The 13964-nt window shown below is 65.6% G+C and carries 14 protein-coding genes; 7 read left to right on the forward strand and 7 right to left on the reverse strand.

Features of this window, described 5'->3' with window-relative positions; translation table 11 throughout:
* Positions 1 to 32 precede the first annotated feature (32 nt).
* Both F6B93_RS02710 and F6B93_RS02715 read right to left on the reverse strand, forming a co-directional pair.
* Entirely contained in the window at positions 33 to 1346 is a 1314-nt protein-coding gene (locus F6B93_RS02710) for a PPE family protein (protein WP_211697617.1), read from the reverse strand.
* Positions 1347 to 1348: 2 nt separating this feature from the next.
* Positions 1349 to 1495: a hypothetical protein gene (locus tag F6B93_RS02715; protein ID WP_211697618.1), complete on the reverse strand. Its 147-nt coding sequence runs from the start codon at positions 1493 to 1495 to the stop codon at positions 1349 to 1351.
* Positions 1496 to 1864: 369 nt separating this feature from the next.
* Between F6B93_RS02715 and purT the strand changes: the two genes are divergently transcribed.
* The 3 genes from purT (at position 1865) to F6B93_RS02730 (ending at position 4957) form a co-directional block, all read left to right on the forward strand.
* Positions 1865 to 3235, forward strand: a complete 1371-nt coding sequence (purT, locus tag F6B93_RS02720) for a formate-dependent phosphoribosylglycinamide formyltransferase (RefSeq protein ID WP_211697619.1) — start codon at positions 1865 to 1867, stop codon at positions 3233 to 3235.
* Positions 3232 to 3657 carry a rhodanese-like domain-containing protein gene (locus F6B93_RS02725; RefSeq protein ID WP_211697620.1) on the forward strand — a complete coding sequence of 142 codons (426 nt, stop codon included), beginning with the start codon at positions 3232 to 3234 and terminating at the stop codon, positions 3655 to 3657. The genes purT and F6B93_RS02725 overlap by 4 nt, the downstream gene beginning before the upstream one ends.
* A gap of 79 nt (positions 3658 to 3736) precedes the next feature.
* Positions 3737 to 4957, forward strand: a complete 1221-nt coding sequence (locus tag F6B93_RS02730) for an O-succinylhomoserine sulfhydrylase (RefSeq protein WP_211697621.1) — start codon at positions 3737 to 3739, stop codon at positions 4955 to 4957.
* 11 nt (positions 4958 to 4968) lie between these two features.
* On the opposite strand, the gene F6B93_RS02735 is transcribed toward F6B93_RS02730, so the two are convergent.
* Positions 4969 to 6417 carry an NAD(P)/FAD-dependent oxidoreductase gene (locus F6B93_RS02735; protein ID WP_211697622.1) on the reverse strand — a complete coding sequence of 483 codons (1449 nt, stop codon included), beginning with the start codon at positions 6415 to 6417 and terminating at the stop codon, positions 4969 to 4971.
* A 233-nt stretch (positions 6418 to 6650) separates the two neighbouring features.
* Here F6B93_RS02735 and lpqS point away from each other — a divergent pair, with 233 nt between their 5' ends.
* From lpqS to F6B93_RS02750, 3 genes are all read left to right on the forward strand, one after another.
* Complete coding sequence (lpqS, locus tag F6B93_RS02740) at positions 6651 to 7022, forward strand: putative copper homeostasis (lipo)protein LpqS (protein WP_211697623.1); 372 nt, start codon at positions 6651 to 6653, stop codon at positions 7020 to 7022.
* 211 nt (positions 7023 to 7233) lie between these two features.
* Entirely contained in the window at positions 7234 to 8475 is a 1242-nt protein-coding gene (locus F6B93_RS02745; protein ID WP_211697624.1) for a PPE family protein, read from the forward strand.
* Positions 8476 to 8607: 132 nt separating this feature from the next.
* A complete protein-coding gene (locus tag F6B93_RS02750) occupies positions 8608 to 9291 on the forward strand; it encodes a TetR/AcrR family transcriptional regulator (protein ID WP_211697625.1) in 684 nt (227 codons plus the stop codon).
* A gap of 172 nt (positions 9292 to 9463) precedes the next feature.
* Here the strand turns inward: F6B93_RS02750 and F6B93_RS02755 are convergent, their stop codons facing one another.
* From F6B93_RS02755 to F6B93_RS02765, 3 genes are read right to left on the reverse strand one after another with little or no spacing between them, the layout of a single operon-like run.
* Complete coding sequence (locus F6B93_RS02755) at positions 9464 to 10093, reverse strand: hypothetical protein (RefSeq protein ID WP_425518489.1); 630 nt, start codon at positions 10091 to 10093, stop codon at positions 9464 to 9466.
* A gap of 3 nt (positions 10094 to 10096) precedes the next feature.
* The gene (locus tag F6B93_RS02760; RefSeq protein WP_211697626.1) at positions 10097 to 11329 is read right to left on the reverse strand and encodes a serine hydrolase domain-containing protein; all 1233 of its coding nucleotides are present in this window, start codon (positions 11327 to 11329) and stop codon (positions 10097 to 10099) included.
* A 22-nt stretch (positions 11330 to 11351) separates the two neighbouring features.
* Positions 11352 to 12539, reverse strand: a complete 1188-nt coding sequence (locus F6B93_RS02765) for an acyl-CoA dehydrogenase family protein (RefSeq protein WP_211697627.1) — start codon at positions 12537 to 12539, stop codon at positions 11352 to 11354.
* A 35-nt stretch (positions 12540 to 12574) separates the two neighbouring features.
* Here F6B93_RS02765 and F6B93_RS02770 point away from each other — a divergent pair, with 35 nt between their 5' ends.
* The gene (locus F6B93_RS02770; RefSeq protein WP_211697628.1) at positions 12575 to 12952 is read left to right on the forward strand and encodes a DUF3054 domain-containing protein; all 378 of its coding nucleotides are present in this window, start codon (positions 12575 to 12577) and stop codon (positions 12950 to 12952) included.
* A gap of 43 nt (positions 12953 to 12995) precedes the next feature.
* Here the strand turns inward: F6B93_RS02770 and F6B93_RS02775 are convergent, their stop codons facing one another.
* Entirely contained in the window at positions 12996 to 13763 is a 768-nt protein-coding gene (locus F6B93_RS02775) for an MBL fold metallo-hydrolase (protein WP_211697629.1), read from the reverse strand.
* Positions 13764 to 13964 lie beyond the last annotated feature (201 nt).

Consider the following 13964-nt stretch of genomic DNA (forward strand, 5'->3'; position numbering starts at 1 on the left):
CTTGGGTCGGCTACGCGATCCCCGGCACGTGACTATTGACCCTGGGTCGGTGGCACCACGATGATGGTCGCCCCGGGGATCGCGGCCAACGTCGCCGCCAGGTTGGCCACCACCCCCGGCGGCAATCCGGGCGGCAGGCCGGGAATCGCAGCGTCGGCAGCCGCGGCGGGAATCGCGGGTGTGTTGGCCGCGGGCTTCGCGGCGGCCGCGCCGGCGCCGCCGCCCGCGGCCGAAGCGGCTGCCGGGGGCGTTGGCGAGGAGGGGGCACCACCCCTGGCCGCAAGACCCGCCAGACCGGTCGCGGCCATACCTGCGCCCATGATGCCCATGTAGCTGCCGTCGGAATCGCTGGCCACGAACATCGGCGTCGAGCTGGGAAACATCGCCGCGACCTGGCGCACGGCCGGGGGAAGTGCCCAGCTCTGCGGCACCGACAGGCCGCCGACGGTGGCAGCACGGCCGCCGCTCGCAGTGACCGCAGCGCTAAGTCCTGGCTTCGACGCGATCTCGGGCGCAGCCACACCCGGCTGTGCGTCCTTCGCCAATTCACGATCGGCGAGTTGTCGTTGGATTGATTCATCGATTTCGTCGTCGCGAACGTCCTCGGCGAACTGTGCCAATGATGTCGCGAGGCTGGCACCGGCAACGAGCAATCCGGTGGCTACCAGAATGTCGAGATCTTGGAGGGGGTTTGGTAGGGCGTCAAAGGGCGGGGGGAGGAACGATTGAAGGGTGGGCAGGACGTCCGTTCCGATTGCCGCAGCGGGTGCGGCCGCAGCTAGCTCCGTCGCGGCCGTGTCACTCAACAGTTCGGCAACCCCATGGGTGGTCGGCGGTGGCGTGGTGAACGGTGCCAACTCCGATGCGGCCGCCGAGGTACCGGCATAGCCCTCCATCGCGACAATGTCCTGTGCCCACATCTCGCCGTAATCCGCTTCGCTGGCCGCGATCGCTGGAGTGTTCTGGCCGAACACATTGGATCGGACCAGCGACACCGTGATGCTGCGGTTGGCCGCGATCACCGCCGGGGGCACCGTCATCGCATACGCCGATTCATATGCGCTGGCCGCCGCGACCGCTTGCGCGGCAGCCTGCTCGGCCTGCGCGGCGGTGCCCCTCATCCAGGCCACGTAGGGTGCCGCCGCGGCCGCCATCGACAGCGCCGACGCGCCTCGCCACCCATCACCGGTGAGCCCAGAAATTACCGAGGTGTAGGAATCAGCTGTCGCGTTCAGTTCGCCAGCCAGCCGCTCCCAGGCCGCGGCTGCGCGCATGAGCGGAGCGGAGCCGGGACCCGAGTAGATTCTGGCCGAATTGATCTCTGGCGGGAGGGCGCCGAAGTCCATGCCTAGGCACCTCCCCGGGGGGCGGTGGCCGCGGACCGGGCGCCAACCACCTGGTACGTCGCGACGCAACTGGCGACCGGCGCAGCTGCCACCGCAGACACCGGACGTGCGGCGCGGAGCGCCCCACGTTGTGTCGTCACGAAAGACATGGACTTCTCCTTGACGAGACGGTCCGGTCGGCGAATGGCGTTCTATGGGGTCTTGAATACGGTGTCGGTGTCCCGATCAAGACCTATACCCGATCATCGGCTACGGGCTGTTCGGGTCATGACATATCACTCACTTGCCCCCACCTCCTGTGACCAAGATATACAGGGCACTATCAGCAGAGTTACACAAAAATTAAAAAAATGAGCGACGAAGCGCCTTTCTCTCATAGTGGCCTTCCCGAGAGGCCTCGAAACGATCGTCTCGGTCGCGTCCGCCTTGCGCACGGCCGCTACCTACGCTCTTATCCTTGAGCGGCATGCACGATCGTGTCCCGCTGTTCGACGACTACCGAGCGAGAGGGTGAGCTGGTGACCGAAGGCTTGACCGAAGGACAGCGCGAGCCCACCGGCAGGCATGGGCGCCCGCAGGCCGCGGCGGATGCCGAGACGACGTCTCTTTTTGTGCCGCCGGCGGTGCAGCCACGTCACGAGCCTGCCGATTCCGACCGCGACGACCGATCTGCCGCCCGCCCGCGCGTCCTGCTGTTGGGTTCTGATGAGCGCGGCCGGGAGCTGGTGATCGCGTTACAGCGGCTCGGTGCTGAGGTGATCGCTATCGACGACTACCCGGAAGCGCCGGCGCACCGGGTCGCCGATCAGTCGTTGGTGGTCAAGATGACCGACGCTGACGAACTCGCGGTGGTGGTCGAGCGGCTGCACCCGGATTATCTGACCACGCTCACCGATGCGGTCGCGGTAGATATTCTCGATGCTCTCGAAACCCGGGAAAGTGGGCCGCCCGAAAATGGGTTTCCCCAGCTGGTGCCCGGCGCCCGCAGCATCCGGTTGACGGCCGACCGGGAAGGACTTCGCCGGCTGGCCGCCGACGAGCTCGGCCTGCCGACCGCGCCGTTCTGGTTCGTTGGTTCGCTGGGCGAACTCGAGGCGGTGGCCGCCCACGCCGGGTTTCCGCTGCTGGTGAAGCCGGTGGCCGGAGCCGTAGGCAGGGGACGGTCGGTGGTCACCGGACCCGACGAGGTCGCGCCCGCCTGGCAGCGCGCGGTAGGGCAAGAGACAGCGCCCGAGTCCGGGCCAGCCAGTGGTCGGGTGTGGGCGGAGACACCGGTCGACATCGAGTATCTGGTCACCATGATTGTGGTGTCCAGCGATGGCGCCGAGGGTCCCGAGATCAGGTTCTGCGGGCCCATCGGTCACCGCGGCGCCGAGGACGGTGAGCGGGAATCCTGGCAACCCCACCAGATGAGTGCGGCGGCGCTGGACGCGGCCAAGTCGATCGCTGCCCGCATCGTCAAGGCGCTCGGCGGGCGGGGGGTATTCGGGGTCGAGCTGATGGTCAACGGCGATGAGGTCTATTTCGCGGATGTCGCTGCGTTCCCAGGAGAGAGTGCCTGGGTTACCGTGCGCAGCCAGCGGCTTTCTGCGTTCGAGTTGCAGGCCCGGGTGATTCTGGGTCTGGCGGTGGACACCATGTTGATCTCGCCGGCCGCCGCGCGGGTGCTGAGCTCGGCCGGGAAGGCCCCAAGTGCCGAGGCGCTGATCGATGCGCTGCGCGTGCCCGAAAGTGACGTCCGAATCTTCCAGGCCGCCGGGCGTTGGAATCGTGGCGGCGCGCTGCCCGCACATGGCGTGGCGCTGGCCACCGCACCCGATTTGGCGGCTGCAACCGACCGCGCCCGCGAAATCGCGAGCACGCTGAATATGCGAGACTCACGCGGGTGAAATACGCAGGCGATATCACACCACAGCAGGCCTGGCAGATGCTCAGTGATAACCCGCACGCGGTACTGGTAGACGTGCGAACCGATGCGGAGTGGTGCTTCGTCGGTGTGCCCGACCTGTCGGGACTGGGCCGACAGGTGGTCTACATCGAGTGGAACCGGTCCGACGGTGCTCCCAACACGAACTTCGTGGCCGAACTGACGGACCGGATTGCGCCGGTTGCCGCCGACCAGGCCGAACGGCCGGTGGTGTTCATCTGTCGCTCCGGGCAACGTTCCATCGGTGCCGCCGAGGTCGCAACGGAAGCGGGAATTGGTCCGGCCTACAACGTGCTGGATGGCTTCGAAGGACATCTCGATGCTCAGGGCCACCGCGGCGCGACCGGTTGGCGGGCGGTTGGACTTCCCTGGAAGCAGGGATGACACCGATGGGGCAGCGAGGGGCCGCGGCCATGCGCCGCACGGCTGGCACCCGAGACCGGTTGCGCGGGGCGTGGCGCGCGTGACCGACGACCGATCGGTCCGTAACCCGAAGCCGCTGCCGGATGGCGTCAGCCCGGCCACCATCGGCGTTCGCGGCGGTATGTTGCGGTCGGGATTCGACGAGACGGCCGAGGCGATGTACTTGACGTCCGGGTATGTCTACGGGTCGGCCGCGACTGCCGAGGAGTCGTTCGCCGGTGATCTGGATCGCTTTGTGTACTCCCGGTACGGCAACCCGACGGTGGCCATGTTCGAGGAACGGCTGCGATTGATGGAGGGAGCCCCGGCGGCGTTCGCGACGGCCAGCGGCATGGCCGCGGTGTTCACCTCGTTGGGTGCGCTGCTGGCGGCCGGTGACCGGTTGGTCGCAGCGCGCAGCCTGTTCGGGTCATGTTTCGTGGTGTGCAGCGAGATCTTGCCCCGATGGGGTGTCCAGACCGTCTTCGTCGACGGCGATGACCTGGCGCAATGGGAGCAGGCACTGTCGGTGCCCACGCAGGCGGTGTTCTTCGAGACGCCGTCGAATCCCATGCAGTCGCTGGTGGATATAGCTGCGGTGACCGAGCTGGCGCACGCGGCGGGCGCAAAGGTTGTGCTGGACAACGTATTTGCGACCCCGCTGCTGCAGCAAGGCTTTCCGCTTGGGGTCGACGTGGTGGTGTATTCGGGCACCAAGCACATCGACGGTCAGGGCCGAGTGCTCGGCGGCGCCATCCTGGGAGACGCGGAGTACATCGACGGTCCGGTGCAGAAGCTGATGCGCCACACCGGCCCGGCCATGAGTGCCTTCAACGCCTGGGTGCTGTTGAAGGGCCTCGAAACGCTGGCGATACGCGTCAACCAGAGCAATTCCGCGGCGCAGCGCATTGCGGAATTCCTCGAGGAACATCCAGCGGTCAGCTGGGTTCGCTATCCGTATCTGGTGTCACACCCGCAGCACGACCTGGCCAAGCGTCAGATGTCAGGTGGCGGAACCGTGGTCACTTTCGCGCTCGATGCCCCGGAGAACACCGCCAAGCAACGCGCCTTCGCCGTGCTGGACAAACTGCGGCTGATCGATATCTCCAACAACCTGGGCGATGCCAAATCCCTCATCACCCATCCGGCGACCACGACGCACCGAGCGATGGGTCCAGAGGGGCGCGCCGCGATCGGTCTCGGCGACAGCGTGGTCCGCATCTCCGTCGGACTGGAAGGCACCGACGACCTGATTGCCGATATCGACCAGGCTCTCAGTTAGTGCGTCAGCGGCTATTCGACCCGCTGTTTCTCCCGGGCAGCGGCCTGGGCCTCGTCTGCCTTCGACGCCTCCTGCTCGGCGTGTTCGGCCGCCGTGAAGGCGTCCTCGGTTTGTGATTTGAGCCAATTCATCGCCAGTCTGGCGTAGATCATCTGGCTGGTGATGGTCATCTGACTGCGACCGCGACCGATGAAGGTGACCGCCCAGTGAAGCACCGTGGTGAACTGGTTCTTGAAGCCGACCAGGTAGAGCACATGCAGCACTAGCCAGGCCAACCAGGCTAGGAAGCCGCCGAACTCCAGCTTTCCGATCCGGGCCACGGCGGTGAACCGGGACACAGTCGCCATGCTGCCCTTGTCCTTGTAGCTGAACGGTGCGCGATTGGCCGGGTCGTCGCGGCCCTTGAGCGACTGTTTGATCACCTTGGTGGCGTAGGACGCGCCCTGGATCGCGCCTTGTGCCTGCCCTGGCACGCCGGGTACGGACATCAGGTCTCCGATGACGAAGACGTTCGGGTGGCCCGCGACGGTGAGGTCGGGCTGCACGATCACCCGGCCGGCGCGGTCGATTTCGGTGCCGTCGGACTGTTCAGCAAGCATCTTGCCGAGGGGACTGGCTTGGACGCCGGCCGCCCACATCTTGCATGAGGATTCGATGCGGCGTTCGACGCCGTCTTTGTCCTTGACGGTGATGCCGTTGTAGTCGACGGCGGTCACCATGGCGTTGAGCTGAACTTCGACCCCCATCTTCTCCAGCCGGCGTTGCGCCTTCAGGCCCAGCTTCTCGCCCATTGGCGGCAGCACCGCGGGCGCGGCATCGAGCAGGATCACCCGGCACTCGCTGGGCTTGATGGTGGTAAATGCCCCAGCCAGGGTGCGTGCGGCGAGTTCGGCGATCTCCCCGGCCAGCTCTACGCCCGTCGGGCCGGCACCGACGACGACGAAGGTCAGGCGGCGTTCGTGTTCGTCGTGGTCGGTGGTGACTTCGGCTGCCTCGAACGCGCCCAGAATCCGGCCGCGCAATTCTAGGGCGTCGTCGATGGTTTTCATTCCGGGTGCAAAAGTGGCGAAATGGTCGTTGCCGAAGTAGGACTGCTGTGCCCCGGCGGCGACGATGAGGCTGTCGTATGGCGTGACCGTATGCATGTCCATCAGCCTCGACGTCACCGTCTTCGCAGTGAGATCGATGGCGCTGACCTCGCCCAGCAACACCCGGACGTTCTTCTGTCTTTTCAGGATCAGCCGGGTGGTGGGCGCTATCTCGCCTTCCGACAAGATTCCAGTGGCCACTTGATAGAGCAACGGCTGGAATAGGTGGGTCGTCGTCTTCGAAATGAGGGTCACGTCGACATCGGCCCGCTTGAGCGCCTTGGCCGCATTCAGACCACCGAATCCGCTTCCAATGATGACGACGCGATGGCGGCTGGCGAGAGCCGAGGGATTGCTGGATGGGCTGGTCATGCTCCTCCTTCAGTCGCAACAGTCTGTGCGGCGCATCTACACCGTACGACTCGACCGACGAGAACGGAGCGCGAGTCTTGGGCTAGCCGTCCCGCAGTGCTGGCGCGTACGCGCGGCGAGCCAGGTTTACAGCATACGGGTATGGGGTATAACGTGAGGAAGTGATGTCCGGCATGTCGGCGCTGTCGCGGCGCGGGTGTGCGGAGCGGTGCAGATCGCCCCGGCCTCGATCGATGGTTGCCGCTGCGCTTGCTATCTGGCTCCTGGTGGGAGTCGCTGGCGGGCACTGCGGCATCTCGCGGGCGCAATCTCTCGAGGCCAATCCTCAGCAGCTGTCGACGGCGTCGGGCTTGAGACTGGCCACCATCGTCGGGCATGTGCATGTCGCCGACGGCTCCACATCGCAGTGCTCGGCCAAAGTTGCGATTGCCGTGTTGCCACGCTCGACCGGGCCACTGCTTGCACTTGGCATGGCGGCGATAGTCGTCGCCACCGTCTTGTCCGCGCACCGAGCCGTGCCGGACGGGCGCAGTCCGCCTTCCGGGCCGGTTCCTGTCATTGCCGGTCGGACTCTCTTGACCCGGTACTGCCTGGCTCGTCGCTGATCTTCGATCAGTAGCCGCGACGCGTTTGCGGCTCCCCGCCAGAGAGACGAGCGAACGTTTCTCGCCTATGGGCGGCATTGATTCTCGCCTAACCCGTCGGCATCAACGCCCGCACGGCGCGAGATAGACACCAAACCCCGACGTCGGGTCGCCAGGCCGCGACCGTCCGTTCGATGTCGGTGGACGCGAAATCAGTTGGAGGTATAGGAAAATGGATTTCGGAGCGCGACCCCCAGAGGTCAACTCCGCCGAGATGTACGCGGGTCCCGGCTCTGGCTCGATGTTGATCGCCGCCGCGGCCTGGGAGGTAACGGCCGAAGAGCTGTATTCCGCGGCCAGTGCCAGTCACGCGATCATCTCCACGCTGACCGATCACGCCTGGCTGAGCCAGGCCGCGGTGGCGATGGCGGCCGCGAGCGCGCCCTACGTGGCGTGGATTGGCGCCACAGCGGTACGCGCGGAGCTGACGGCCTCGCAAATGAGAGCAGCCGCTGGCGCGTATGACACGGCCTTCGCGGCCACGGTGCCGCCGCCGGTGGTTGCGGCCAACCGTACGTGGTTGATGTTTCTCACCGCGACCAACGTCTTGGGCGTGAATGCCGCCGCGATCGCAGCCGCGGAGGCCCACTACCTGGAAATGTGGGCTCAGGATGCCGCGGCCATGTACGGGTACGCCGCCGCATCAGCGACGGCGTCGACCTTGACATCGTTCACTGGGCCCGACCAGGTGGTCGATGTGACCGGTGTGGCCGAGCAGTCCGTCGCCGTCGCCCAGGCTGGCGCCGTGTCGGGGGCTACGCGGGCCTCCGCGACGCTGCCTGATGTCGCGTCGGCAGTGCCGCAGGCGTTGCAACAACTCGCCCAACCGCTGCAGCTCGGGACCTCGTCGATCGCGTCGTCCGGGACCAACGGCTGGAGTCTGCAGGATGCCCTGGAACAGCTGACGATGGTGGCGGCGCCGACCAGCTCGGGTGCGTCGACGATGAGTTCATCGATGTCGGCGATGTCATCGATGAGTTCGGTGGTCAAGACCCTTGGCGCGTCCGGCGCCATCGCCGCGCCCCTCGAGGGGGACGCTGCCACGGCGTTGGGCTCAGCCCTGAGCGGCGAACTGGCCCGGGTGGGTGGCTGGTCGGCGGAGCAATTGCCGGGATTGAGCGCACCCGAATCGGCGGTGTCGGCTGAGGTGGGCAAGGCCGTCTCCCTCGGTCCGCTATCTGTGCCGCAGAGTTGGGCTTCGGCCGCTGGGGCGTCTGGGCCCCTCGTCGGGCAGGTGTCGAGTGCGGGCATCGGTGCCGGTTCCCCGGGCGAGATAGGCGGGCCGGGAAACATGTTCGGCGGTCTGCCCTTTGCCGGAATGGCCCCCCGCGGCGAAGGCGGCTTGAGCGTGGCCACGATGCGGCCCGGCGGGGTACGTCACGCCGTGATGCCGCGCCCCGAGTTCGTCGGATAGGCCGCCCGGTCGTTGCGGGCGGCCGCACCACAAACATCTGGGGCGAGTGGGTGTTCGCAGTTTTCTCGCACCCTCGGCATCGGGCGGTGGCGAATGGCCATGTCGCTGCACGCTGTCCAGTAGGGTGCTTCCATGGCTGGTTCCTACCGCAGGCTGTCGCCGGAGGACCGTCGGGCCGAGTTGCTCGAGTTGGGCTCCGAAGTGTTCGGTGCCCGCCCTTATGACGAGGTGCGCCTCGACGAAATCGCCCAGCAGGCGGGCATATCGCGAGCCCTGATGTATCACTACTTTCGCGACAAGAGGGAGTTTTTCGCGGCGGTGGTGTTCGCCGAAGGCCAGCGGATGTACGACCGGGTCAGCGCCATGGGCGAGGACGTTCGCAGTTTCACTGACGACGGGGGTCAGTCGCTGTTTGACTGGGTACGGGACGGGGTGTTGGTCTACCTGCGCCACGACGAGACGCACCCCTACAGCACGCGGACGATCTACCTCGAGATGGGTCGTGGGGAATCGTTCTTGAGGGCCATCGAGGACATCGACTATCACCGGGTGGTGGACCTGATCATGACCGTTCTCGATCGGGCAATGGGGGCGGCCTTCGACACTCAGGTGCGGGGAGCGGTCCAGGCGACGGTGTTCAGTTGGGTGGGATTCGCAGGCGAGTTCTGCAGCCAGCGGGTCGTCGATCCCTCGCTCGACGCTGACCAGCTGGCCGGCACGTGCGCGCATATGCTGCTCGATGCGCTGGGTCGGTTGCCTGGCTTTCCAGCCGACCTGATCACCGCAGATGCGCGGCGTTCCGCATCGGGCGCTTGATCCGGACCGCGCGATGACGCGCGATGACACGCGATGACAATAGACGTCTGATCAGCTTGGCTGCTGCGGAACTCGTAGTGTTCATGCGACAGCAACTGCTATACGTCAGCGTCGCGCGATAAAAGACTTATACAGCAGCGCATCTCGGCAAGAGACGGTTATGCGAGCGGTTCTAACGTGGCCAGGAACGTGCTGTGGTCCGGTAGTTGGCATTGGGCACGCTGCAGAAGTCCGAGGCGGTCCCGGCCAGCAAGACGAAGTAGCTTTCCTCGCCCCGGCGCGTAAATGGCGGATAGGTCCAGCCGTTGTTACACATCGAATTCGGTCCGCCCGCAGTCGCTCTGCGCCAACCGGACTTGGCGCATGCGGTGAGGGCATCGACGTCGTCGACCGTGCTCTTGGCGATGACCAGCATCGCGCCGCCCCATTGCCCGTCCGTCCGCCGGTAGGCGCGCGCTCCGAATCCAGCACCATCCTGTTGGCATCCGAGCGCCCGCTCCAGCAGGCGGAAGACGGAGGCGATGTCGCGGTCGGCGACATCAGCTGCCGCCGCGATGAACTGGGCAGCATCCGAGCCGTCGACTTCTTGCACATCGGGATCGTCGAAGCTGACCAGCTGCTCCGAGATCCGTTGCCCTACTGCGCCGTTACTGCCGCCAATGATCGGCCCGGCGTCGGTAGGTGTCATCGGGGGCAGGGTGTCGGTGGGGTCGGCATGTGCCGTCTGCGTCCCAATCAACGCACCTAGGGACATGCCCCACGCGGTGATGATGGCAACGATCCGACGTTTGATAATCGCCACTGGCTATCTCCTGGGCTTTATCGGTGGGGCGTCGTTCGGAGCTATTTCGGCGCCGATCTTGCGAAACAGTATGTCAGCCTGATTGCGGTAGTCGCCCTCGTCGTCGAATGCCTCAGGCGCGTAGGTGACTGCAACAGCGATCGCAACCTTTTGTGACGGCAGATAGGCCGCTACTGCTCCGTAGCCGGCGAACTGGGGATTCTGCAGAAGCCAGTCACCGGATATGACGATTCCGAGACCGTAGGTGTAGCCCTCGTCTTGTTCGAAGCAGGTAGGGCAGCCCGGTTGCTTATGCGTCTTACCGCGCAGATCGGTCGAAACCATCTTCTTGTAGGAGTCTGCCGAGAGCAGCTTGCCGGAACCGATGCCAACTGCGGTGGCCTCCAGGTCATAGATGTTGGTCGTCTGAATTGCGCCACGAGTGATAGTCCAGGACGGATTCCAATACGTCGATTCTTCGTAGAACGGAATCTGATCGGGGATCTTCAGCGCTCCCCGGCGTTCGGAGCTGAAAGCGTGGAGGACGGGCTGGGGGATGGCGGGAGTGTCGGAGTTGGTGGTGGCCGTCAAGCCAAGCGGACCGAGGACCTTGTTCTGCATCAGTGTCGGCATGTCTTGACCCGTCGCCTTCTCCAGAGCCAGCCCTAGCAAGACGTAGTCAGTGTGCGCGTAGTTCCAGTTCGTCCCGGGGTCGTAAAGCAGCGGGCGTGAGGAGATCTGATCAAGCAATTCCTGAGTTGTCCATTGCCGAAAAGGATCGGCGTAGAGCGCATCGTTGAACTCCTCGTTGCCGAGCACGTAGTCGGGGTAGCCCGACGTCATCTGAGCTAGTTGTCCCAGCGTCACGCGGTCGGCGTGTGGAAACTCGGGCAACCACGTGGACAACGTGTCATCAAGGCTCACCTTCTTCTCGTCGACCAGCTTGAGCAATAAGGTCGAGACGTACGAGATCGCCACGGCGCCATTGCGAAAGCGCATTTCGGGGGTGGCCGGCACCCCGGTCATCGAATCACCAACAGCCTGAGTAACGATCGCCTCGCCGGCTACGCTGACCCGGACGATCGCGGCCCGCAGATGAGCCTGCGCCATGAAGTCCCGCACGACCCGCATGACCGCTTCGGCTTGGGTGCCCGCGCCACGAGGCGACGCCTCGGACAGCTCGCTGCTCGGCGATCCGCAGCCGGACACCATCCCCAAGGCGAAAAGCACACACGCGACGTTTCGCAAGATCGGCATGCTCAAGTTTTGCAGCTTGGGGTCAGCGGAATGCGGATAGGCCAGTGAATGCTTGGCCCAAGACCAGTTGATGCATCTCTGGTGTGCCCTCGTAGGTCAGCACTGATTCCAAGTTGACCATGTGCCGGATGACCGGATACTCCAGCGATATCCCGTTGCCGCCCAGTATTGTTCGAGCGGTCCGACAGATCTCGATTGCCTCACGCGTGTTGTTGAGTTTGCCGAAGCTGACCTGTTCCGGGCGCAGTCCGCTGCGGTCCTTCAACCGGCCGAGCTGTAGCGACAGCAACAGGCCCTTGTGCAGTTCGACCGCCATGTCAACGAGCTTTGCCTGCGTCAACTGAAATCCCGCGATCGGACGACCGAACTGAGTGCGTTGTGTGGCGTAGTCGAGCGCGCACTGCCACGCGGACCGGGCGGCTCCCATCGCACCCCAGACGATTCCGTAGCGTGCCTCCGACAGGCAAGACAGTGGCCCCTTGACGCCGGTCGCGCCGGCCAGTAGAGCGTCGGCGGGCAACCGCACGCCATCGAGGACCAACTCACTGGTGATCGAAGCCCGCAGCGACAGCTTGTGGTGGATGGTGTTGGCACTGAAGCCCGGGGTGTCGGTGGGGACGATGAATCCGCGGATCCCGTCGTCGGTGGCGGCCCATACGATCGCGACGTCGGCGACCGAGCCGTTGGTGATCCACATCTTGCGGCCGTCGACGATCCAATCCGCACCATCGCGGCGTGCCCGGGTCTTCATCGCGGCCGGATCGGACCCGACGTCGGGCTCGGTCAGCCCGAAGCAACCGACCAACTCACCGCTCGCCATGCCCGGAAGCCACCGGCGCTTCTGATCCTCGGAGCCATGGGCCCAGATCGCGAACATCGCCAACGAGCCCTGCACCGACACCAGCGAACGGATTCCGGAGTCAGCGGCTTCGAGCTCTAGGCAGGCCAGGCCGTAGTGGACCGCGGACGCGCCGCCGCATCCGTAGCCCCGCAAATGCATTCCAAGCAGACCGAGTTCGCCGAATTGTTTCGCTAGCTCGCGGGCAACCGGCAGGTCGCCGTTCTCGAACCAGTCGGCCACGTGCGGGGTAACGTGCTCGGCGCAGAACCGCCTGACGGTGTCGCGGACCGCGATCTCGTCGCTGGACAGTGCCGCGTCAAGCCCAAGCGGATCAGATGGGTCGAAGGCGGGAATGGTGTCAGTGCTCATGCCTCAATCCTGCCCGTGCCCGGTACTCTCGCGGGATGCAACCGTGGCGCGCGCTGAACTGGCTGGTCTGGCTGGCTGTCGACGTTGTCGCCGTGCTCATTTTTTGTGCTCTTGGGCGTCGCAGCCATGCCGAAGGGGTCACGATTGCTGGCGTCGCGACCACGGCGTGGCCGTTTCTCACTGGGGCCATCGTCGGATGGTTGGTGTCGCGCGGTTGGCGGCGACCCACGGCGGTGGCCCCCACCGGCGTGGTTGTTTGGCTATCGACGGTGACGATCGGCATGGTGCTGCGCAAGGTCAGTTCGGCCGGGGTGGCGGCGAGCTTCGTTGTCGTTGCTGCCTCGGTCACCGCGGTGCTGCTGCTAGGTTGGCGAGCGGCTCTTGGGCTGATGTTGCGCCGTTCGCGCGGCTAGCGAGCCATCAGCATCATCGTGGTACTGCACCAGGGCTGGTGGCTTATGTCGCTGCGCCCGCTAATTTCAGGGCCGCGTCCGTGGCCTCGCGGATCGGGCCACGCCACAAGTCGCCGTGGCCGGGTGCCAGGATCTCAGCGTCGACCTGCGCAAGCGCGTCCAGGCTGCGGATCGCGTCCTGCTGGCTATGGCTGAATACCGCCGGAAGCAGCTGGGGCCCGCTGCGACGGAGCAGCGGATGGCCGGTAACCAGAGCGTCACCACTGGCCAGCACGCCGTCGACAAGATACGAGCAATGTCCAGTGGTGTGGCCCGGGGTGAAAACCGCTGTTGGCTGGCCTGGCAGTGCAACGGCAACGTCGTCGGTCAGCGGCTGGGTGGTCGGGATGCCGTCGCGGATCAGGCCGCCGCTGCGAAGAACATGAAGACCCCATACCGCCCAGCGTGGCCGCCAGATGCGCAGCGCGACATCCACAACCGATGCCTGCTCCAGGTACTCCCGCTTGGCGTGCCGTACCTCCTCTGCGTGGCAGTAGACCGCTGTTCCGTGCTGGCTGGCGAACCAGATCGCCGAGCCCAAGTGGTCGATGTGTGCGTGCGTGAGCAGGATGGCGCGCACATCGCGGGGTTCGTAGCCCAGCTCGCGTAGCGAGGACAGCACCTGTTCGCGGTCGCCGGGGTAGCCGGCGTCGATCAGGATGACGCCCGTGTCGTCGGTGACGAGCAACCAATTAACCGCGTGGCCATGGGCAAGGTGCACGCTGTCAGTGACCTGTACAAGTTCGGTGGGCACCTTCGACTGGTGGGCCATGACGGCGAGTCTAGGAGTGATCGCAAGCGCGGCGGAGCCGGGCGTGGCGGGTCGCGACTGGTGGGAGGGCAGTGATCGCAAGCGCGGCGGAGCCGGGCGTGGCGGGTCGCGACTGGTGGGAGGGCAGTGATCGCAAGCGCGGCGGAGCCGGGCGTGGCGGGTCGCGACTGGTGGGAGGGCAGCGATCGCAAGCGCGGCGGA

It is taken from the genome of Mycobacterium spongiae (genome assembly GCF_018278905.1).
GTDB classification, from domain to species: domain Bacteria; phylum Actinomycetota; class Actinomycetes; order Mycobacteriales; family Mycobacteriaceae; genus Mycobacterium; species Mycobacterium spongiae.

Excerpts from the sequence above, each read along its gene's own strand:
- F6B93_RS02750 (WP_211697625.1), top strand. The coding sequence starts at position 8,608 with ATGGCTGGTTCCTACCGCAGGCTGTCGCCGGAGGACCGTCGGGCCGAG.
- F6B93_RS02745 (WP_211697624.1), top strand. The coding sequence starts at position 7,234 with ATGGATTTCGGAGCGCGACCCCCAGAGGTCAACTCCGCCGAGATGTAC.
- lpqS (WP_211697623.1), top strand. The coding sequence starts at position 6,651 with ATGGTTGCCGCTGCGCTTGCTATCTGGCTCCTGGTGGGAGTCGCTGGC.
- F6B93_RS02770 (WP_211697628.1), top strand. The coding sequence starts at position 12,575 with ATGCAACCGTGGCGCGCGCTGAACTGGCTGGTCTGGCTGGCTGTCGAC.
- F6B93_RS02735 (WP_211697622.1), bottom strand. The coding sequence starts at position 6,417 with ATGACCAGCCCATCCAGCAATCCCTCGGCTCTCGCCAGCCGCCATCGC.
- F6B93_RS02760 (WP_211697626.1), bottom strand. The coding sequence starts at position 11,329 with ATGCCGATCTTGCGAAACGTCGCGTGTGTGCTTTTCGCCTTGGGGATG.
- F6B93_RS02775 (WP_211697629.1), bottom strand. The coding sequence starts at position 13,763 with ATGGCCCACCAGTCGAAGGTGCCCACCGAACTTGTACAGGTCACTGAC.
- F6B93_RS02710 (WP_211697617.1), bottom strand. The coding sequence starts at position 1,346 with ATGGACTTCGGCGCCCTCCCGCCAGAGATCAATTCGGCCAGAATCTAC.
- F6B93_RS02765 (WP_211697627.1), bottom strand. The coding sequence starts at position 12,539 with ATGAGCACTGACACCATTCCCGCCTTCGACCCATCTGATCCGCTTGGG.
- F6B93_RS02715 (WP_211697618.1), bottom strand. The coding sequence starts at position 1,495 with ATGTCTTTCGTGACGACACAACGTGGGGCGCTCCGCGCCGCACGTCCG.